Source organism: Yersinia similis, from assembly GCF_001053095.1.
Taxonomy (GTDB): Bacteria; Pseudomonadota; Gammaproteobacteria; order Enterobacterales; family Enterobacteriaceae; genus Yersinia; species Yersinia similis.
This window is the reverse complement of record NZ_CGBP01000003.1, coordinates 1-21,603: the sequence shown is the minus strand read 5'-3', so window position 1 is coordinate 21,603 and position 21,603 is coordinate 1. Positions and strand designations below refer to the sequence as shown.

The following is a 21,603-nucleotide window of genomic DNA, read 5'->3' as shown; positions in this document are numbered from 1 at the left end:
TCAAGTTGCAGGTGCGTTGGCTACGTTCAATAACCCGAATCACTTACTGGTATTGACCTTAAAAAAGTAAGTAAGATCATCTGCCGCCTTCCTATAACTTGAATTATTTAGGATATAGTAATTTATTAAGTGATAAATAAATTAGGTGACAAATAGATAAAGCGATAAGTTAATTAAATAATGGAGTTGTTATTTAGTGTCTCAGTAAGTCATGTGTGCTGCTCCGTTGGGCAGTAAGGAGTTGTTATGGAAGAACACCCCAGAGTTAACCTAATCGACAGTTGCTAATTAATTTTAAAATTGGTAACGCAATAAAATAATTCGGCACCCATATCTCTCAACTATACCCAAGTTACTTAGAGATACAGGTAGGCGGCACCGAGCAAATTCCCTGGATCTTAAATAATTAAGTGACTGGGGTGAGCAAGGGCAGCTAACACCCTGGATCTTGAAAGGCGACGGGGATATTGAGCGGATAAGCTTCGTGCATTTTGAATTAAAAGAGAAGCGTTATGCGTAAATTAGAAAAAACAGATGCAAGCCGTAGTAATAATAAGAAACCTTTTGCTATTGCACTGGAGGCAAAAAATAGTCTCGAACAAACATTATTCAAGCTAAATACACATTTAAATGGTCTGACGGAAGAGGATGCCAGAGAGCGGCTGGAATTATACGGTATTAATCAGGTTGCCCATGAAAAAGCTCCACCGGCTTTTCTTCAGTTATTGGCCGCATTTAATAACCCATTTATTTTTGTTTTAATGATTTTGGCGTCTATCAGTTTCTTTACTGATTATTGGCTGCCATTACAAGAAGGCGAGGAGACTGATCTTATCGGGGTGAGCATTATTGTGACAATGGTGCTGATCAGTGGCTTACTGCGATTCTGGCAAGAGTATCGGACGAATAAGGCGGCTGAAGCGCTGAAATCGATGGTGCGTACCACCGCTACGGTACTGCGTCGCGGCCACTATGGTGCTAAACCAACTAAGCAAGAAATTCCAATTAACCAATTGGTTCCAGGTGATATTATTTTGTTGTCTGCCGGAGATATGATCCCTGCCGATTTACGCCTGATTAATTCGCGTGATTTATTTGTTAGCCAGGCGATCCTCACTGGTGAAGCGATCCCGATCGAAAAGTATGATGCGATGGGCTGTGTCAGTTCAAAATCCGTGGATGCGGGTGCCGGCAGTGAGGGGGAACTGCTTGAACTCTCTAATATATGTCTGATGGGGACTAACGTTGCCAGCGGTACTGCAATGGCTGTGGTGGTCGCCACGGGTGGGCATACTTATTTTGGTTCACTGGCTAAATCTATTGTGGGGACTCGCGCACAAACGGCATTTGATCGTGGTGTTAATAGCGTCAGTTGGTTATTAATTCGCTTTATGTTGGTTATGGTGCCCATTGTCTTGTTGATCAATGGTTTTACCAAGGGCGATTGGACGGAAGCTGCATTGTTTGCATTGGCGGTTGCTGTGGGCTTAACGCCAGAAATGTTACCGATGATTGTCAGTTCTAATCTGGCAAAAGGGGCCATTGCGATGGCCCGACGCAAAGTGGTGGTTAAGCGTTTGAATGCGATTCAGAATTTTGGTGCGATGGATGTGTTGTGTACCGATAAAACCGGCACTTTAACCCAAGATCGCATCATTCTGGAACACCACTTAGATGTCAGTGGTTGTAACGACAGTAAGGTATTGCAGTTGGCATGGCTTAACAGCTTCCATCAAAGTGGAATGCGCAACCTAATGGATCAGGCGGTAATCAAATTTAGTCGTGGCAAACCAGAAATAGAGGAGTTGCGCAACTTCAATAAGGTGGATGAGTTACCGTTCGATTTTATCCGCCGGCGTTTATCCATAGTGGTAAAAGATGCGCAGCAACAGCAGCACCTGATTTGCAAAGGCGCGGTGGAGGAGATGCTCAGTATCTGTACCCATGTACGTGAGGGGGATGTCATCTATCCACTGGATGCTGGCCGCCGTGTAACGTTACAGGCTCTGGCTACGCAATATAATGAAGACGGTTTTCGTGTCTTGTTGCTGGCAACCAGAGAGTTAGGGACGCAGGTCAGTCCCGTGCCGTTGAATATTGACGATGAACGAGATTTGGTAGTGCAGGGGTTACTGACGTTTCTTGATCCACCGAAGGAAAGTGCAGCGGCGGCGATTAACGCATTGAGGGAAAATGGTGTCGCCGTCAAAGTATTAACCGGCGATAACCCGATTATTACCGCAAAAATTTGTCGGGATGTTGGGTTGGAACCAGGGGAACCACTGAATGGACGTGATATCGAAGCAATGGATGATGCTACGCTGGCGCGGGAGGTGGAATTACGCACGGTGTTTACCAAACTCACACCGTTGCAAAAATCACGTGTGTTAAAAATGCTACAAAGTAACGGGCATACTGTGGGCTTCTTGGGCGATGGGATCAATGATGCACCGGCATTACGTGATGCCGATGTGGGCATTTCGGTTGATACTGGGACCGATATTGCTAAAGAGTCAGCTGATATCATCCTGCTGGAAAAAGACCTGATGGTACTGGAAGCGGGGGTGATTAAAGGGCGTGAAACTTTCGGAAATATCATCAAATACTTGAATATGACCGCCAGTTCTAACTTTGGTAATGTGTTTTCAGTATTAGTGGCCAGCGCATTTATTCCGTTTTTACCCATGCTGGCTATCCATTTGCTGTTACAAAACTTGATGTATGACATTTCTCAGCTCTCTTTGCCGTGGGATAAGATGGACAAAGAGTTTTTACGTAAACCGCGTAAGTGGGATGCTAAGAATATTGGCCGCTTTATGTTGTGGATTGGGCCAACATCATCAATTTTTGATATTACAACCTATGCGTTGATGTGGTTTGTTTTTGCCGCGAACAGTGTTGAACATCAGGCACTGTTCCAGTCAGGGTGGTTCATTGAAGGGTTGTTGTCGCAAACTCTTGTCGTACATATGTTACGCACGCAAAAAATTCCGTTTATTCAAAGTACCGCTGCATTACCGGTGTTATTGACCACAGGTCTAATTATGGGCCTCGGGATCTATATTCCTTTTTCACCACTAGGCACATTAGTGGGGTTAGAGCCGCTGCCATGGCAATATTTCCCTTGGTTAGCGGGCATGCTGATTTGCTACTGTGTTGTTGCGCAACTGATGAAGCGGTTCTATATCCGTCGTTTCGGCGAATGGCTTTGAGGAGGCGCGGTTTCAAATAGCCTGGTTTATCTCAAGACACTATTCCGGGGATTGCAGCCCTGGAATGGTGTGCTTTATTGGTGACTCTTTCAAATCAGCCATTTCACTGTGTTTACCTTCGTTCGCTTACTTTCAGCCACTTGCCTTCAACCACTTTATCGTCAGTCGGCCAACAAAAGTTTGCAGCCATATTACAGCACGATACCCGATATTCGTTGCATCTGCTGCTGAGATTATTAACTGACCGTTGTGCATCAAAGGGGAGGGCTAAAGCGGGACAATCAGAACATCCACAGTACTGGTATTGATTAGTCCGGGCGATCGAGCAGGAGAATTTATTCATCAAATTTATACTGTGGTTGCCACATACTACCAAATCAATATGATTCTTTTGATGAAAGCAAACCAAGCTGAATTATTTAGGGTGTATCTTTAAAAGATTAGGGGATTATATCTTTCAAAAATGAGGCTTTTGTCACATTTATCCGTGGTGACGTAAAAAGGCAGAAACAGCAGTGAGTTAACGGGTGTACAGCGTTGGTCAGCAAACCTGCGATGCGTATTATTAATACAATTGATTAATTTAATTTATGATTAGATGATGATTTTCTTACAGGAGTGTAAATATCAGCCAGCGCTAGCGGTGTGATCGGGGAAATAGGATCTGGAGATAAGCAGTGAAACAGACCATTGCCTCTATTGTTACTTTTAATACAGGCTGACATTTCTTTTTATGTTAACTCAATGAAGGATAAATAAATGACCGACTGTCGGTTCTTTCTGAACAGCATAAATATTCATTAAAAAAATAATTTTATGGCGTTCTTGATTAAAGAAGAGGAGTAATGAAATCTAAATTCAGCGCTTAATATTGATAATCTTAGGTTATAACATATATTTGCTCTGATATTTCAGTTTGGGGATGTTTTTGTTCGAATTGATCTAAAAGCGATAAAGATTAGGCTCATATCTATAGTTTTTTAGCTACTTTTTTACTTTTAATATTTTCACAGGTGTACATGTGAGCGGTAATTGATCAAAAAATGCAAAAAAAATAGATTTATATTTTATTTTTGTGACTTGCATCACATTACATTTAAAATAAATAGCTACTCACATTGTATGTGCTAACGATTCGGGAGTAGAATTGCTCCTCTTTAGGAATATTCCTAATATTTTGTAAGAAATAGTTTGTATCAAAAGTGCAAGACCGAAGCAGTGTAACATTTAGCAGCTAGACTTTTGACGTGCTACTTCATACCAGAATGGTGATTTTTTGTCATGTTACATTAGTAAGTTTTAATTATCTTTTCTGCTATGTCCAAAATCGTTGGCGCTGAGGCAGTACAGCAAATGAGTGAGCTTTGTAGAGCGGCTTATGCCAGTGACTCGGGTGAGAAAAGGTTGTTACCCCCTGTAACTTAAAGTAATTAGGGTCAGTAGGTTCTAATTAACAATATAACGGGAAGGATCCCTGGTTTTGGGTGATAAAATTTGTCATTCAATTTATGTTTTAAAACATAATCAGTTGGGATGTGTAAGATGAGTACGTCTGAATTACTCAAACATATTTATGACATAAATTTGTCATATTTACTTTTAGCTCAACGGTTAATTAACGATGAAAAAGCTTCGGCGATGTTTCGTTTAGGTATTACGGATACCATGGCGGACGCATTATCACAGTTAACGTTACCGCAAATGGTTAAATTAGCTGAAACTAACCAATTAGTTTGTCACTTTCGTTTTAGTGACCACAACACAATCCATCATCTAACGAAAGAGTCTCGCGTGGATGACCTGCAACAAATCCATACCGGAATTCTCTTGTCGAGTCACTTACTCCACGAGCTATCGTTAAAAGACGATAGTACGCCTAAAAAAAGAGCATGATTGATGGTTGAGAAAAGTATTGTCCAGGAAGCTAAAGACATACATTTGGCAATGGAACTGATCACGTTGGGTGCTCGTCTACAGATGCTTGAAAGTGAAACGCAGCTTAGCCGAGGCCGTTTAATCAAGCTCTACAAAGAGCTCAGAGGCAGTCCTCCCCCTAAAGGGATGTTACCGTTTTCGACCGATTGGTTTATGACTTGGGAACAGAATATTCATTCGTCGATGTTTTATAACGCTTACAGTTTCCTACTTAAAAGTGGTTATTGCACCGGTGTTGAAGCGGTCATTAGAGCGTATCGACTTTATCTTGAACAGTGTCCTGATCTGCCTGAAGTCCCGCCATTACTGGCGTTGACACGAGCCTGGACGCTGGTCCGCTTCGTTGACAGTGGCATGTTGCAGCTTTCCGGGTGCAATTGCTGTGGAGGGACATTTATCACCCATGCCCATCAACCATTAAACAGTTTTGTCTGCAGCCTTTGCCAGCCACCTTCCCGCGCAGTAAAAAAACGTAAACTTTCTCCGCAGTCTGCCGATATAACTTCACAACTGCTGGATGAGCAGGTTAGACGCGCAGTTTGAGCTTCATAAAATTGTCAGACATTCATGCCCAAAATTATTGGCGTTACAGGTAGGTTGCTAGCATCACTGTAACGTCAAGTTAGCAGGGGATAGGTTACAGCAGCGGTATAGAGCCCATTTCTGTTGACCATCAATGACATTTTTGGCCCTCAAAAAGTGCTAACGCCTCACCTTCCACCCACACATTTTGCTAAGGATGTCACGTGTTAGTTATTTTGGGTTATCTCGTGGTCTTAGGTGCGGTCTTCGGTGGCTACATACTTGTCGGTGGCCATTTGGGTGCACTCTATCAGCCAGCGGAATTTTTGATTATCGCGGGAGCGGGTATTGGCGCATTTATTGTGGGTAATAACGGTAAAGCAATAAAAGCCACAATGCGTGCGATGCCGAAGCTGATACGCCGTTCTAAATATAACAAAGCCCTTTATATGGATTTAATGGCGTTACTTTACCGCTTATTGGCGAAATCACGCCAACAGGGAATGCTGTCGTTGGAAAGGGACATAGAAAATCCGCTGGAAAGTGAAATTTTCTCTAATTATCCACGGATTATGGCCGATAAGACATTAGTCGAATTTATTACCGATTATTTACGGCTTATTGTGAGCGGGAATATGAACGCTTTTGAAATTGAAGCGTTGATGGATGAAGAGATTGAAACGCACGAGCAAGAGTCTGAGGTGCCTGCCGGTAGTCTGGCGATGGTGGGGGATTCGTTACCAGCATTTGGGATCGTTGCTGCCGTCATGGGCGTGGTACATGCCTTGGCTTCCGCTGACCGGCCAGCCGCAGAGCTTGGTGCGCTGATCGCTCATGCTATGGTAGGTACGTTCCTCGGTATTTTGTTGGCGTATGGATTTGTTTCCCCCTTGGCAACCCTATTACGTCAGCAAAGCGCAGAAACGACCAAAATGATGCAGTGCATCAAGGTGACTCTGCTGTCTAGCTTGAACGGCTATGCACCGCAAATAGCGGTGGAGTTTGGTCGTAAAACACTCTATACCACGGAGCGTCCATCCTTTATTGAGCTGGAAGAGCATGTGCGCCGAGTGAAAGCGCCGGCATCGCAAGCGACGGAAGAGGACGCATGAAGCATCAGAATCACCCCGTTATTCTAGTCAAAAAGCGAAAAGCTAAGCATGGTGCCGCGCATTATGGTGGGTCATGGAAAATCGCTTACGCTGATTTTATGACGGCAATGATGGCCTTTTTTCTGGTGATGTGGTTGCTTGCGGTTTCCAGCCCGCAAGAACTGACGCAAATTGCAGAATATTTTCGGACACCACTAAAAGTCGCCTTAACCAGCGGTGATAAAAGCAGTTCCAGTACCAGCCCTATTCCCGGTGGTGGTGATGATCCTACTCAACAAGTGGGTGAAGTGAGAAAGCAGATTAATTCTGAAGAAAGTAGGCAAGAGATATACCGGCTCAATAAATTGCGGGAAAAACTGGATCAATTGATTGAGTCTGACCCCCGGCTGAAGGCATTACGTCCCCATTTGCTGATTAACATGATGGATGAGGGCTTAAGGATCCAGATTATTGATAGCCAAAATCGGCCAATGTTCAAGATGGGAAGTGCACAAGTAGAACCATATATGCGCGATATTTTACGTGCTATTGCGCCGATCCTGAATGATATACCGAACAAACTCAGTTTATCTGGTCACACCGATGACCTGCCGTATGCCAGTGGTGAAAGAGGTTACAGCAACTGGGAATTATCTGCTGATCGTGCCAATGCCTCGCGGCGTGAATTACTGGCTGGTGGCTTGGATGAAGGCAAAATTCTGCGTGTAGTCGGTATGGCGTCAACCATGCGGCTGAAAGAGCAGGCGTCAGATGATCCGGTTAACCGCCGTATCAGTATTTTAGTGCTGAATAAGCAGTCTCAACACGATATTGAGCATGAGAATTTAGACAACAGAGCGTTGGATATAGAAAAAGCAGCCAGCTTAAAGCAGCTTGATACCCGCGGACCGGTGCCTGTAGAGGCAGTAGCACTGCCAGCGGCTGAATCTGTGAACACGCTACCGCAGCCGATGACTACAACTGAAACACAACAATCGAGTACAGGGAATATTACTTCAACTGCCAATGGGCCAACGACATCGTTACCCGCCGCGCCTGCAAGCAATATACCCGTCTCTCCGACAAGCCGCGACGCACAGTAGAGGTGACACCGTGAGCATGGATATTACCGCGTTTTATCAGACGTTTTTTGATGAAGCAGATGAACTGTTGGCAGATATGGAACAGCATTTGTTATTGCTGGACCCGCTGACACCTGACAATGAACAGCTTAATGCCATTTTCCGTGCTGCACATTCGATCAAGGGCGGTGCCGCTACCTTTGGTTTTACGGTATTGCAAGAGACCACTCATCTATTGGAAAACCTGTTGGATGGTGCTCGCCGCGATGAGATGCGCTTGAGCACTGATATCATCAACCTGTTTTTGGAAACGAAAGATATTATGCAGGAACAGTTGGACGCCTACAAAACCTCTCAGGAACCTCATTCGGAAAGCTTTGAGTACATTTGTCAGGTGTTGCGCCAGTTGGCACTTGATGCTTTAGATCAACCTACAACAGATCAACCTACAACCGAAGAGCAATCCGCTACCGGGCAGCACAGCACGGTCGCCAATACGCAAACAACGGCTTCCACTCGCGTATCATCTTCTATCGCTGCCAACAAATCACCGGCGTTGCTTCAAGGCGGGATGCGTATTCGCTTGTCTGGCCTGAAAGCGCAAGAAATCTCACTGATGCTGGAGGAACTGGGTAATCTGGGTGAGGTACAAGATCCCCATCAGGGCGCTGATAGCCTTGAGGCCACCTTGATAACCTCCGTCAGCGAAGAGGATATTAGCGCGGTATTGTGCTTTGTTCTGGAGCCTGAACAGATTAGCTTTGTGTCCCCAGGGGACACACCGCAGATTTATGCTGAGCAGACAGTTGAATCAGAACAATTATCTGAGCCAGAACGCTTGTTTGAGCCAGCAATAACCGTGACATCGGTGATCGCAGAACCGGTTCAGCGGGTGGCAGCACCTGCCGCTGAAGTACCAAGCACGCTGAAAGTTGATGTGAACGCTACACCGGCTAACGCGGAACAGGTCAGGCCTAAAGCGAAAGCCAGCGAATCGACCAGTATCCGTGTGGCGGTAGAAAAAGTGGACCAACTGATTAACTTGGTCGGCGAATTGGTTATTACCCAATCGATGCTCGCTCAGCGCTCAAGTTCGCTGGATCCGGTGATCAACGGTGATTTACTGAATAGCATGGGGCAGTTAGAACGTAACGCCCGCGATTTGCAAGAGTCCGTCATGTCTATCCGGATGATGCCAATGGAGTATGTATTCAGCCGCTTCCCACGTTTGGTCCGTGATTTAGCCAGCAAGCTCAACAAACAAGTTGAATTGACGCTGTTAGGCAGTTCGACAGAACTGGATAAGAGTTTGATTGAACGCATTATCGATCCTCTTACCCACTTGGTGCGCAACAGTCTGGACCACGGTATTGAAGAGCCTGCTATTCGCATTGCCGCGGGTAAATCGCCGGTGGGCAATCTGACACTGTCAGCTGAACATCAGGGCGGAAATATTTGTATCGAAGTCATTGATGATGGTGCAGGTCTGAATCGACAGAGAATTTTGGCGAAAGCACAGTCTCAAGGACTGGCAGTCAATGAAAACATGAGCGATGAAGACGTTGGGATGCTTATTTTTGCACCGGGATTCTCTACTGCCGAACAAGTCACGGATGTGTCAGGGCGTGGTGTCGGGATGGATGTGGTCAAACGTAACATTCAGGAAATGGGCGGCCATGTGCAGGTCAGTTTTCAGGCCGGTTTAGGCACATCAATCCGTATCCTACTGCCATTGACGCTGGCTATTCTTGATGGCATGTCGGTTAAAGTCAGTAATGAAGTCTTTATCTTGCCATTGAATGCTGTGATGGAGTCACTGCAACCATTGGCCGAAGACCTACATCCATTAGCCGGTGGTGAGCGCGTGCTGCAAGTTCGCGGTGAATATCTACCATTGGTTGAATTGTACCGAGTCTTTGATGTTAAAAATGCCAAGACTGAAGCGACACAAGGCATCGTTGTGATTCTGCAAAGTGCCGGGCGTCGTTATGCACTGCTAGTAGACCAACTGATTGGTCAGCATCAGGTGGTCGTGAAAAACCTGGAAAGTAACTATCGGAAAGTACCGGGCATTTCAGCCGCCACCATCTTGGGTGATGGTAGCGTTGCGCTAATCGTTGATGTATCAGCGTTGCAGGCCTTAAACCGGGAAAAACGCGTCACGGCTGATGATGTGGTTGCCGCATAGCGTATAGGAACTTTTCCTTATAAAAACATGTAATACCCTAAATAATGTGAGTGCAGCAAGCCACCACCGGCCACTTTAAATATGACGGGTATCCAGGGCGGTGAAATATGTTTCCGGTCCTGAAAAACATAAATTCAACCTATTGATTTAAGGGTAAAAAACATGGCAGGACTAGCAACCGTCACGAAACTGGCTGGCGAAACGGTAGGACAAGAATTCCTGATTTTTACGCTGGGCGATGAAGAGTACGGCATCGATATTCTGAAAGTACAAGAGATCCGAGGCTATGATCAGGTCACTCGTATTGCTAACACTCCTGCGTTTATTAAAGGTGTGACCAACTTACGCGGTGTCATTGTGCCTATCATTGATCTGCGGGTTAAATTCGCCCAACAAGGTGTCACTTATAACGAAAATACCGTGGTGATTGTGCTGAATTTTGGTCAACGCGTGGTGGGCATTGTCGTTGATGGTGTGTCAGATGTACTGTCGTTGACCAACGAGCAGATCCGTCCGGCACCTGAATTTGCGGTTACTCTCGCAACAGAATATCTGACCGGTTTAGGCTCGCTTGGCGAAAGAATGTTGATCCTGGTTGATATCGAAAAACTGCTGAGCAGTGAAGAGATGTCGTTGATTGATAGTGTTGCTAAGGTGTGATTGAAGCGTGGAATTTACGCACGTTGAGTGAACCTGAGCCTATCGGCCTCAACCAAGCAGGAGGGTATTCCGGTCCTCCTGCCCCTACGGCTTGCGCGAATATTGCCCTACGGGTAAAGCGTCAGCGTCTTTCGGGCTGATGAATAGAGGACTGTTCAATGACTCCTGAAATAAAAAACCGAACCGCCATTGCATATTGAGTCCTATCGTCATCCATTCTTGATTAATTCAATAAAATAATCAGTTCTCCATTTAGCCCGTTTTTCAATGACAAAATAGTCTTGTTTCAGGTCTCATTTATAAAAAATATTTACAGATAATTTGTAGGAAAATTCACTCAATGAACTTCCGATATTCTTTGTTTGATTTTTGTGATGTTTATAAAAGCCTTTAATAATGTATGCTTATATTGGTTTTGTAGGAAATATCTTATGTATCAATATGATGAACGGTTACTATTGAATTTTTACCACTTACATACTGTTACATTTAACCCATTGGTGTTAGCTGGCTAACTTTTCTACACTGCCGCCGGCTAGTATTTAATTGGTAGATTAAGGCGTGTGAAAAATACCTGTCATCTACATGCAAATAAGTGCGTTATCTAACTCGGTAAAATATATACGAGAAGAGATCGGCAGGCTGCGCAATGAGCTTGCTCCACGCTGCCTGAACCTACTGTGGCCACTGTTGAGGAAGAGAGCACGCCAACGAATTTGGCAGATGAAGTGGCCGTGTCCGAGGTCTGGACCCCTGTGCCATACCGGAGCTCGCATCGACTGATGTGGAAAAATCAATATACAGCAAGGAGTCAGTGTGATTAATTTTGTGAAGTTAATGTGTAAATGGGGGGCGATACTGGTGTCACCCTTTTTTCTTTCTGCTTGCGTAACTAACCAGCTTTCAGATGATATCCGGGGTCATGAAAGAGGCTACACTCATTACAATGATGATATTATTGTCGGCGTGTCTTTAGCTAAGCAGGGTGATAATAAAAACTGGGCATTTGTTGGTACGCATTTCGATTATGTGTTGTCATCGGGAGTCGATGAGTTCTTAACGCTGTTAGTTACCGGGAAGATTGATAAAAAGAGGATTGAGGTAGTCAGGGACGGCAGCTTTAATCTTAATAAGAAAAAGGATGGCTTCACAGGGAAGATCGCTCTGAAATATAGTTATCAGACGGCGGAAGAGCGAGATAAAATAGAGCCGCTGATAAAGGGTGCTGACTGGAATTGTTCAAGCCTTACTGAAACAACGGGTGTTTGCAATATTAACCTGGATAATCTGGTTGGCACTATTCACAGAAAAGGTGCTACACCGTCCGATATCTTCCGTTTTGAACATCCTTTGCAAGTGAATTTTTACAGTAAAAATACGACCTCAGCTAAGAGAGCGCTTTACCCGGTAGCAGTAGCGGCAGATGTCGTGATGTTGCCCGTGTATCTATTGAGTGCTGCTGCCGTGGCCGCTTTCTATGGTGTGGTCTCATTGAATTAGTCGCTCTTTTTAAACCCAGCTAACAAAATAGAGAGGGGTAGCCTACCGGGCATTAAACACAACAGTGTCCGGTATCGCCCAATGATGATGTTTGGCTGGTAAATGTTAACACTTGGTTCCACCTCGTTAAAATAATCCTCCCCACGGTAAAGTTCCCCTTTTTAGTGCCGATAACACACTTAATTAAACGTCTTTGTGTTTTGACGTATCTGTGTTTTGTCGTACTGATGAAGGGTTAATATGTTCAAGCGTATGAAAGTGGTTACCAGCCTGCTGCTGGTATTAGTGTTATTCGGTGCCTTACAACTGGTATCCGGCGGGCTTTTTTTCAAATCATTGAAGAATGACCAAGAAAACTTTAATGTTTTACAAGTTATTCGCCAGCAACAATCGGTATTGAATGAAAGCTGGGTCTATCTGTTACAAACACGCAACACGCTAAACCGTGCCGGTGTTCGTTACATGATGGATATTAACCATACTGGCAGTGGCCCTACCGTGAAAGACCTTATCTCCTCGGCTAAAGGGACACTAAGCGTCGCGGAGGACCGCTTCAAAAGTTACGAAAAAATTCCACAAAATAGTAGTCAGGACCCAGAAGGTACCAAAAAATTAAAACAGTCCTACGAGGAATATTTTAGAGCCTTAACCGAACTGATTAATTTGATGGAAACGAACAAAATCAATGAGTTCTTCAATCACCCTACCTCCAGTTTCCAAAATGAATTTGAGCAGGATTACAACAGCTATCTGACGCAAAATGACGGGTTGTACGATTCTGCGGTCGAGGACAGTAATCAATCCTTTAGCTTTGCTATGGGCGTGGTCATTACTGTACTGGTCGTCGTATTGGTGATGATGCTCATTGTCTGGCTGGGTATGCAACAGATCTTAATTCACCCTCTCAACCACCTGATTGCACACATTAAACATATTGCCAATGGTGATTTGACGCAAAATATTGAAGTTAATGGCCGCAATGAAGTTGGCACGTTGGCTGCTAGCCTGAAACACATGCAATCTGAATTGGTCACTATCGTTGGCGATGTGCGTGTAGGCGCTGATGCTATCTACAGCGGAGCGTCAGAAATTGCAGCGGGTAACAACGACTTATCCGCCCGTACTGAACAGCAGGCGGCATCACTGGAAGAAACGGCTGCCAGCATGGAGCAATTAACCGCTACGGTGAAACAGAACGCTGAAAACGCCCGTCAGGCGAGCCAATTAGCATTGAGTGCCTCAGAAACCGCTCAGAAAGGGGGGAAAGTGGTGGCGGATGTTGTGCAAACTATGCACGAGATCGCGGGGAGTTCGCAGAAGATTGCCGATATTACCAGCGTCATTGATGGTATCGCCTTCCAGACCAATATCTTGGCATTGAACGCCGCCGTTGAAGCTGCCCGTGCGGGTGAGCAAGGCCGTGGTTTTGCCGTGGTTGCCGGTGAAGTACGCAATTTGGCACAACGCAGTGCACAGGCGGCGAAGGAAATTAAAGGTCTGATTGATGATTCCGTCAACCGTGTAGATATGGGCTCGGTACTGGTTGAAAGTGCCGGTGAAACCATGGGCGATATTGTTAATGCCGTGACCCGCGTGACCGACATCATGGGCGAAATCGCTTCTGCCTCAGATGAACAAAGTCGTGGTATTGACCAGATTGGTCAGGCAGTTACCGAAATGGATCGCGTGACACAGCAAAATGCTTCCTTGGTAGAAGAATCGGCTTCCGCCGCCGCTTCACTGGAAGAGCAAGCCAGCATGTTAACTCAATCGATGTCCGTATTTGTTCTGAGTGTGGATAACGGTAATTCCACTCACGACACCAGAAAAGTCAAACAGCCTACTCAGGAAATGAACGGCGCGGCTAAAAAATCACCAGTAAATAATCTACAAGATAATTGGGAAACCTTCTAAACCTATAGCCTTCGTGCTTGAAGCTGTTGGAGTGTTAGCTGCGTGCACTAATCCGAATCACAAACTTGAGCCAGCGCATCGGGAGCCGCCTGCTGGCCATTTACCTGCCACGCCAATTGATTTGGGTGTATGCAAAATAATATTAATAAAGTCGGCCTATGAGCTGGCGGAGAAGAGGTTACGATGTTTGGTCAAATCCGGATTTCTACCAGTTTTTTCCTGCTACTGATGTTTCTTTGCTCCATACAGTTAATTTCAAGTGGTCTATCATTTACGGCTTTTCGCTCAGACTACCAAAATTTAAATCGAGTGGAGTTAAGTAGTCAGCAACGCGATGCATTAAGCCTCAGTTGGGTATCCTTGCTTCAGGCGCGTAATACCTTAAACCGTGCGGCCACTCGCTCGGCACTCAACGTTCCTCAGGAGCAAGTTAACGCTTTAATGGGGAGCGCGCGCAGTGCATTGCAGAAAGCTGAACTTTACTTTAATCAGTTTCAGGCGATACCGCGTCTTGATGAGAGTGAGAGCAGTGGTCAACTACTGGATGCGACCAAAAAAAGTTATCAAAACCTTCGTAGCGCATTACGTGAGTTAATTGATTTTCTGGAAGCGGGTGATTTACAAGCATTTATGGATCAACCCACTCAGAAAACACAAGATTTGTTTGAAGCTGATTTCGTCCAGTATTTGCAATACTCCAATGAGGTTATTGTCGATGCCGGTCAGCAGAATCAGCAGGCTTACCAGCTCTCAATCTGGATATTTAGTGGCGCGATTTTGATGGTTATCACGATGGCCATTTCATCGCTGATCTGGTTGCGCAACATGTTTGTTCGGCCATTGGCGACGATGCGTGAGCATTTTGGCCGCATTGCTCAAGGGGATTTGTCTGGGCAGATCTCGGTAACTGGCCGTAATGAAATCAGCCAGATGTTCGCCAGTTTATACACCATGCAGCAGTCACTGATTTCAACGGTCAGTCATGTGCGCGATGGTACCGAATCGATGTTGACCGGTATCCAGGAAATTTCTGCAGGTAACAATGACTTATCGGCAAGAACTGAACAACAAGCTGCCTCATTGGAACAAACTGCCGCGAGCATGGAACAACTGACCGCCACGGTGAAACAGAATGCGGACAATGCGCATCAGGCCACGGTACTGGCGCAAGAGGCTTCCGCTACGGCGGCTAAAGGCGGAGAACTGACGGCGAGCGTGGTAACAACCATGCATGCAATCGCCACCAGTTCGCAGAAGATTGGTGCGATCACCAGCGTTATCGACGGTATTGCCTTCCAAACCAATATCTTAGCACTGAATGCGGCAGTGGAGGCGGCCCGTGCGGGTGAGCAAGGGCGTGGCTTTGCGGTGGTGGCGGGTGAAGTCCGTAATTTAGCGCAACGCAGTGCGCAAGCAGCCAAAGAGATTAAAGGGCTGATTGATGAATCCGTCAGCCGTGTACGCCAGGGGTCTACGCTGGTCGAAAGTGCAGGAACTACCATGGAAGAGATCGTCCGCTCGGTGGCACGTGTGACTGACATTATGGGGGAGATCGAATCTGCTTCGGATGAACAGAGCCGAGGTATTGAACAAATCTCACTCGCCGTAACGCAAATGGATCAGGTTACTCAGCAAAATGCGTCATTAGTGGAGGAGGCCGCGACGGCAGCGAATGTACTGGAAAATCAAGCCAGCATGCTTTCCGATGCCGTCTCTGTTTTCCGTTTGGGACAGGGGAGCGACGAACAGTTAGCTGGGGGCAATAGCCAGCAATCACTGGCCACTAATTATTAGTCGCTGATTATTGGTCGATCAGCATTTGTGACATTGATCATTAGTGAACAATCGATCATCAATAGCAACTGATCACCCCTGGTAACTGATCATCTCTAGTAACTGATCATCTCTAGTAACAACAAGTGGCTGTAAAGGAAATTGTAGATTGTCAAACGGCGTAACAAAGACGGTATTGGGGGGTAAGGTTGGATGAAACGATCATCAATGAAGCCATCGCCTCAGTCATTACCTCAAGAGTCCGGGTCGATACTGACCCAAATGATTCAACGGTTGCCGCTGTCGGATGTTCACTTCCGGCGTATCTGTCAACTTATCTATCAACGGGCTGGAATTGTTCTGGCTGAACATAAGCGGGAAATGGTCTATAACCGCCTGGTCAGACGGTTGAGATTGTTGAATATCCATGATTTTGGTCAGTATCTGGCATTGTTGGAGAGTGATCCGAACAGTGCAGAGTGGCAGGCATTTGTGAATGCGTTGACCACTAACCTGACGGCATTTTTCCGTGAGGCTCACCATTTCCCGATCTTGGCAGAACATGCTCGCCAGCGGGCGGGCGGTTATTCGGTATGGAGTACGGCGGCATCAACCGGTGAAGAGCCTTACTCCATCGCCATGACGCTGTGTGATGTGTTGGGCAATCGTGCGGGAGCCTGCCAGATATTGGCCAGCGATATCGATACACAGGTACTGGAGAAAGCTATCAGCGGTGTGTATCGGCAAGATGAATTGCGCTCATTGTCAACCCAGCAGATGCAACGCTACTTTTTGCGAGGCACTGGCCCGCATCAGGGCATGGTGCGAGTTCGGCCCGAACTGACCAACTTAGTCCAGTTCCAACAGTTGAATTTACTGGCACCAGAGTGGGCACTACCGGGGCAATTTGATGCCATTTTTTGCCGTAATGTCATGATCTATTTTGATAAAGAGACGCAGGAACGCATTCTGCGTCGTTTTGTTCCTTTGCTAAAACCAGGTGGCCTGATGTTCGCAGGCCACTCGGAGAATTTCAGCCAGATCAGTCGGGAATTCTATTTGCGCGGGCAGACCGTTTATGGGCTGACCAAGGAGAGGTGATGAGTAAAATCAGAGTATTGTGTGTTGATGATTCTGCATTAATGCGTCAGCTAATGACTGAGATTATTAACAGTCACCCGGATATGGAGATGGTCGCTGCGGCACAAGATCCATTGGTTGCCCGTGATTTGATCAAAAAATTCAATCCACAAGTTTTGACGCTTGACGTGGAAATGCCTCGCATGGATGGCTTGGACTTTCTCGAGAAATTGATGCGTCTACGGCCCATGCCGGTGGTGATGGTTTCTTCCCTAACGGGTAAAAACTCTGAGATAACCATGCGGGCGTTGGAGTTGGGGGCGATTGATTTTGTCACCAAACCTCAGTTGGGGATCCGCGAAGGAATGCTGGCTTACAGCGAACTGATTGCCGATAAGATCCGCACGGCGGCCAAGGCGCGTTTACCACAGCGCGACTTGGAAAATAAACCGGCGATGCTTAGCCATACCCCATTGCTCAGCAGTGAAAAATTGATCGCCATTGGGGCCTCAACTGGCGGTACTGAGGCGATTCGTGCGGTATTACAGCCTTTGCCACCGACCAGTCCGGCATTGTTGATTACTCAGCATATGCCGCCGGGATTTACCCGTTCGTTTGCTGAACGCTTGAATAAACTGTGCCAAATCACGGTAAAAGAAGCAGAGGATGGCGAGCGAGTATTACCGGGACATGCCTATATTGCACCCGGTGATCGGCACTTGGAACTGGCCCGAAGTGGTGCCAATTATCAGGTGCGAATTCATGATGGGCCGGCGGTTAATCGTCATCGTCCTTCGGTTGATGTTCTTTTCCGTTCGGTGGCGCAGCATGCCGGGCGCAATGCGGTCGGGGTGATCCTCACGGGGATGGGCAACGATGGGGCTGCCGGCTTGCTGGAGATGCACCGGGCAGGTGCCTATACCCTTGCACAAAATGAGGCCAGTTGCGTGGTCTTTGGTATGCCACGTGAGGCGATTGCTATGGGGGGCGTTAATGAAATTGTGGAGTTGAACCAGATAAGTCAGCGCATGTTGGCGCAGATCAGTAGTGGTCAAGCCCTTCGCATATAGAGATCTCATTATGATGGGGATCTATAAATTATTTTTCCGATAACCATCGGGCTATTGCATTTAATCGCTCAGCGGTGAGTAACAAACTTTAGGAGTGGGTATGGCGGATAAGAATCTCAGATTTTTGGTGGTAGACGATTTTTCGACCATGCGTCGTATTGTCAGAAACCTGCTAAAAGAGCTGGGTTTTCACAATGTGGAAGAAGCCGAAGATGGTGTTGATGCATTGAATAAATTACGAGCAGGTGGTTTCGATTTTGTGGTTTCAGACTGGAATATGCCGAATATGGATGGCCTGGATTTGCTGAAAACAATCCGTGCAGACGGTGCCTTGGGAACGTTGCCTGTTCTGATGGTGACCGCAGAAGCCAAAAAAGAGAACATCATCGCAGCAGCGCAAGCCGGGGCCAGTGGTTATGTAGTGAAACCTTTCACTGCCGCGACCTTGGAAGAGAAGCTCAATAAGATTTTTGAAAAGTTGGGTATGTAAGGAGGCGAGATGAATAACCATCCAATGCCCGCAACCGATGCGGCATCAGCCAGTGATATTATTAGCCGTATTGGCAGTCTCACGCGGATGTTACGTGACAGTTTGCGTGAGTTAGGTCTTGATCAAGCCATTGCTCAGGCCGCCGAAGCGATCCCGGATGCTCGCGACCGTCTGGATTATGTGGTTCATATGACAGCACAGGCCGCAGAAAGGGCGCTTAACTGTGTCGAGGCGGCACAACCGCGTCAGAACGAACTGGAATCATCAGCAAAGGCGCTAAAAATTCGTTGGGATGAGTGGTTTGCCAATCCAATCGAGCTGTCAGATGCCCGTTCGCTGGTCACGGATACGCGGGAATATTTAGCGGTTGTCCCACAGCATACCTCATTTACCAATGCGCAATTATTGGAAATCATGATGGCACAGGATTTCCAGGATCTGACCGGTCAGGTTATCAAACGCATGATGGATGTGGTGCAGGAAATTGAGAAACAACTGCTGATGGTATTGATGGAAAACATTCCCGATACCCCGTCAAAACCGCAGAAGCCGACGGACAGTTTACTTAATGGCCCGCAGATGGATAAAAATGTTGCCGGTGTTATCGCCAGTCAAGACCAGGTTGACGATTTGCTGGATAGTTTAGGTTTTTAATAACGTTGTCGATAGAGCTAATCGGTAGGGACATTGCCCCTGCCGGTTTATATTCGTCATACTTCACATCACCTGTGACTTGTTGCCGTCTTCCTACCTCTCGAATTATTTAGTACAGAAAACTGAAATTTTTGTAAGAAAATAAATTCACGAAAAACTAATCCACACCGTAATCACATATTTCTCCTTGAAAAATCACCTCTCAGACTGCTGACAAACCCCGATGACGCGATCTTGAACGGTGAGGATAGGCAGAGGAGTAAAGAGTCCGCGCCAAGGATGGCGCGGCTCGAGCCTACATGGATGTATTTACGGCGTCTTTACGATCTGCCTGTTCTCTCCGTCGCGGGCACTTTGTCAATAACCTCCTCTCATATTCTTTTTTTAGCAGCCATTTTATACCCAAAATAATTCGAATTGCAGGAAGGCGGCAGGGAGATTATCCCGATAAACTTATTTATTTTTATGAAATTACTTATTTTAAAGTCAACGACCAGTAAGTGATTCGGGTGACAACTGTTATTGACACTTAGCGCCGGGAGCAGATTTGAACGTTGCTTGCAGCGGCCTTGCCTTTGCGATGCCCATGTATAGGCCGAGTAATGAACGCACATGCAACTTGCAATATGACAGATATCTCTGCAGTTAATTAAATCAACATTGTGACAGCTATATACACCGATTTATTGGTGTTGACCGGGTTCTTAATGTCATCCGTTAATATAATTTTCTGTTATCCAGATCATCGTGGCGAGGTGCGTAATCCATTAAATATAATGTTGCATATATGTCAAAAAAATATTAAATATTGATGTGGCGCACACATTGTGACTGACTTTATATAAAATAATGTGTGATGTGTTAACACTTAAATTCATTTTTATTGAGTAAGGATTGTTATGTATAATATTGATTATAATAGTTTTCGTTCAGTGAAAGGATTCAATCGACGCGTTCGTTTTCTTGTGATGCACTATACGGCCCTCAATTTTAAAGATTCTATCGATGCACTCACGGGGCCTTCGGTAAGTGCTCATTACCTGGTTCCCGACCCAACGGAACAAACTTATATTGATGCCGGTTTCAAGGATATGCGTATTTTTAATCTTGTTGATGAAAATGAGCGTGCCTGGCATGCAGGAGTGAGTTATTGGGATGGTCGGAATAATCTTAATGACACCGCAATAGGTATTGAGACCGTTAATCTTGCTACTGATAACGATGGCGTATTCACTTTTCCGCCCTACAATGTTACCCAGATAGCAGCAATTAAAGAGTTGGCATCAAATATTCTTTATCGTTTCCCTGATATTACGCCAGTCAATGTTGTTGGACACAGTGATATTGCACCTGGTCGAAAAAGCGATCCGGGGGCTGCTTTCCCGTGGAAGGAACTTTATGATGCAGGTATTGGAGCCTGGTATGACGATGAAACTAAGCAGCGGTATCTGGAGCAGTTTCTTTGTGGTCTGCCATCAAAAAACGATATTATTTCAAAACTGAAACGATATGGTTATGACTCGTCAGACGCAGTCAGTGACGTGGGATATAATCAATTAATCCGTGCCTTCCAACTTCATTTTCGGTCATGTAATTATGATGGCATACCGGATGCGGAAACTGTTGCGATCCTCTATGCATTAGTCGATAAATATAAACCATAAATATACCCGTCATACTTCAAGTTTCATGGGCGTTGGCTGTCTTCGTTCACCCCAGTTACTTATCTGTGTAAGTTTCTGGTTACCGCCTTCCTGAAACTCGAATTATTTTTGGTATGTATATATTGGTTATACTGCCAGCAAGAGTTTAAAGGCTCAGTTCATTATTTGGGCCTTTTTCTATTATATTCTACGCACTATTTAATTAATTCTGCATACCTATTTATAGGTGTGCTGTACTGCTGACTCCTTTTATCGTTAATATTTTAAGAGGGAGATCATCCTTCGGAAAAATATCACCCTAGTGTAACCAATAGTAAATTTTTATTGTGATGAAGCACCGACTGTCGGTGAGGCAGGCGTACAGACGATGAACTTCGGTTCCCTCAGTGCCATACAGGATCGGGTTTGAACGTCTTTGCCTAATAATTAGCCACCAATGACAAAAGGTGAACAAGAATAAAATGGGGATGGTATGACGAATATCCAAAAGTGTGACTGTAATTATCTGTCCAGATTTGCAGTTTCAGACTCTTTTATCAAAGACAATTATTTTCGCGGCTTGCTTGCTATTTTTATGGTGACGATATTTGTGCCGGGTACTGCAATTTCTAGTATTTATGTGAACAATGCCAATGATGGCGGCTGTTATGGCGTTGTGGATGGAAGTAATAAGAAGGTTATTGGGGGGAGCACCGGTGTTCTTAATAACTATGCTAAGTGTAGTAATTTGTCTTTGGATAATCTGAATACCAATGGGGGGCAGCTATT

At 45.6% G+C, this 21,603-nt stretch carries 14 protein-coding genes and 4 pseudogenes; 17 read left to right on the top strand and 1 reads right to left on the bottom strand.

Annotated features, from left to right (window positions below; translation table 11 throughout):
• Window positions 1-512: 512 nt before the first annotated feature.
• Window positions 513-3,212, top strand: a complete 2,700-nt coding sequence (gene mgtA / locus AC971_RS03185) for a magnesium-translocating P-type ATPase (RefSeq protein ID WP_025384129.1) — start codon at window positions 513-515, stop codon at window positions 3,210-3,212.
• A gap of 267 nt (window positions 3,213-3,479) precedes the next feature.
• Here the strand turns inward: mgtA and AC971_RS24985 are convergent.
• Window positions 3,480-3,597 (bottom strand): annotated as a pseudogene (locus AC971_RS24985) (universal stress protein UspC); the annotation flags it as partial.
• Between the two features lie 1,157 nt (window positions 3,598-4,754).
• Here AC971_RS24985 and flhD point away from each other — a divergent pair.
• The 16 genes and pseudogenes from flhD to AC971_RS03110 form a co-directional block, all read left to right on the top strand.
• A complete protein-coding gene (gene flhD, locus AC971_RS03180) occupies window positions 4,755-5,105 on the top strand; it encodes a flagellar transcriptional regulator FlhD (RefSeq protein ID WP_011192574.1) in 351 nt (116 codons plus the stop codon).
• 3 nt (window positions 5,106-5,108) lie between these two features.
• Window positions 5,109-5,690: a flagellar transcriptional regulator FlhC gene (gene flhC, locus AC971_RS03175; protein WP_025384128.1), complete on the top strand. Its 582-nt coding sequence runs from the start codon at window positions 5,109-5,111 to the stop codon at window positions 5,688-5,690.
• A 203-nt stretch (window positions 5,691-5,893) separates the two neighbouring features.
• Window positions 5,894-6,781: a flagellar motor stator protein MotA gene (gene motA / locus AC971_RS03170; protein WP_025384127.1), complete on the top strand. Its 888-nt coding sequence runs from the start codon at window positions 5,894-5,896 to the stop codon at window positions 6,779-6,781.
• Entirely contained in the window at window positions 6,778-7,863 is a 1,086-nt protein-coding gene (gene motB / locus AC971_RS03165; RefSeq protein ID WP_038402278.1) for a flagellar motor protein MotB, read from the top strand. The genes motA and motB overlap by 4 nt, the downstream gene beginning before the upstream one ends.
• A 16-nt stretch (window positions 7,864-7,879) precedes the next feature.
• The gene (gene cheA, locus AC971_RS03160) at window positions 7,880-10,030 is read left to right on the top strand and encodes a chemotaxis protein CheA (protein WP_038402276.1); all 2,151 of its coding nucleotides are present in this window, start codon (window positions 7,880-7,882) and stop codon (window positions 10,028-10,030) included.
• 162 nt (window positions 10,031-10,192) lie between these two features.
• Window positions 10,193-10,690: a chemotaxis protein CheW gene (gene cheW / locus AC971_RS03155; RefSeq protein ID WP_011192570.1), complete on the top strand. Its 498-nt coding sequence runs from the start codon at window positions 10,193-10,195 to the stop codon at window positions 10,688-10,690.
• 585 nt (window positions 10,691-11,275) lie between these two features.
• A pseudogene (locus AC971_RS25715) lies at window positions 11,276-11,487 on the top strand (hypothetical protein); the annotation flags it as partial.
• A 40-nt stretch (window positions 11,488-11,527) separates the two neighbouring features.
• Complete coding sequence (locus AC971_RS03150; RefSeq protein ID WP_144236126.1) at window positions 11,528-12,190, top strand: YidX family protein; 663 nt, start codon at window positions 11,528-11,530, stop codon at window positions 12,188-12,190.
• A 240-nt stretch (window positions 12,191-12,430) separates the two neighbouring features.
• Window positions 12,431-13,982 (top strand): annotated as a pseudogene (locus AC971_RS03145) (methyl-accepting chemotaxis protein); the annotation flags it as partial.
• Between the two features lie 305 nt (window positions 13,983-14,287).
• A complete protein-coding gene (locus AC971_RS03140; RefSeq protein WP_025384123.1) occupies window positions 14,288-15,898 on the top strand; it encodes a methyl-accepting chemotaxis protein in 1,611 nt (536 codons plus the stop codon).
• A 207-nt stretch (window positions 15,899-16,105) separates the two neighbouring features.
• Window positions 16,106-16,978 (top strand): protein-glutamate O-methyltransferase CheR, encoded by an 873-nt coding sequence (gene cheR / locus AC971_RS03135; protein WP_025384122.1) that lies wholly within the window; start codon window positions 16,106-16,108, stop codon window positions 16,976-16,978.
• The gene (locus AC971_RS03130) at window positions 16,978-18,027 is read left to right on the top strand and encodes a protein-glutamate methylesterase/protein-glutamine glutaminase (protein ID WP_025384121.1); all 1,050 of its coding nucleotides are present in this window, start codon (window positions 16,978-16,980) and stop codon (window positions 18,025-18,027) included. The genes cheR and AC971_RS03130 overlap by 1 nt, the downstream gene beginning before the upstream one ends.
• A 100-nt stretch (window positions 18,028-18,127) precedes the next feature.
• Window positions 18,128-18,517 carry a chemotaxis response regulator CheY gene (gene cheY / locus AC971_RS03125; protein ID WP_025384120.1) on the top strand — a complete coding sequence of 130 codons (390 nt, stop codon included), beginning with the start codon at window positions 18,128-18,130 and terminating at the stop codon, window positions 18,515-18,517.
• A gap of 9 nt (window positions 18,518-18,526) precedes the next feature.
• A complete protein-coding gene (gene cheZ / locus AC971_RS03120; protein ID WP_025384119.1) occupies window positions 18,527-19,171 on the top strand; it encodes a protein phosphatase CheZ in 645 nt (214 codons plus the stop codon).
• A gap of 899 nt (window positions 19,172-20,070) precedes the next feature.
• Entirely contained in the window at window positions 20,071-20,835 is a 765-nt protein-coding gene (locus AC971_RS03115; RefSeq protein ID WP_025384118.1) for an N-acetylmuramoyl-L-alanine amidase, read from the top strand.
• A gap of 472 nt (window positions 20,836-21,307) precedes the next feature.
• Window positions 21,308-21,603: pseudogene (locus AC971_RS03110) on the top strand (cell surface protein); the annotation flags it as partial.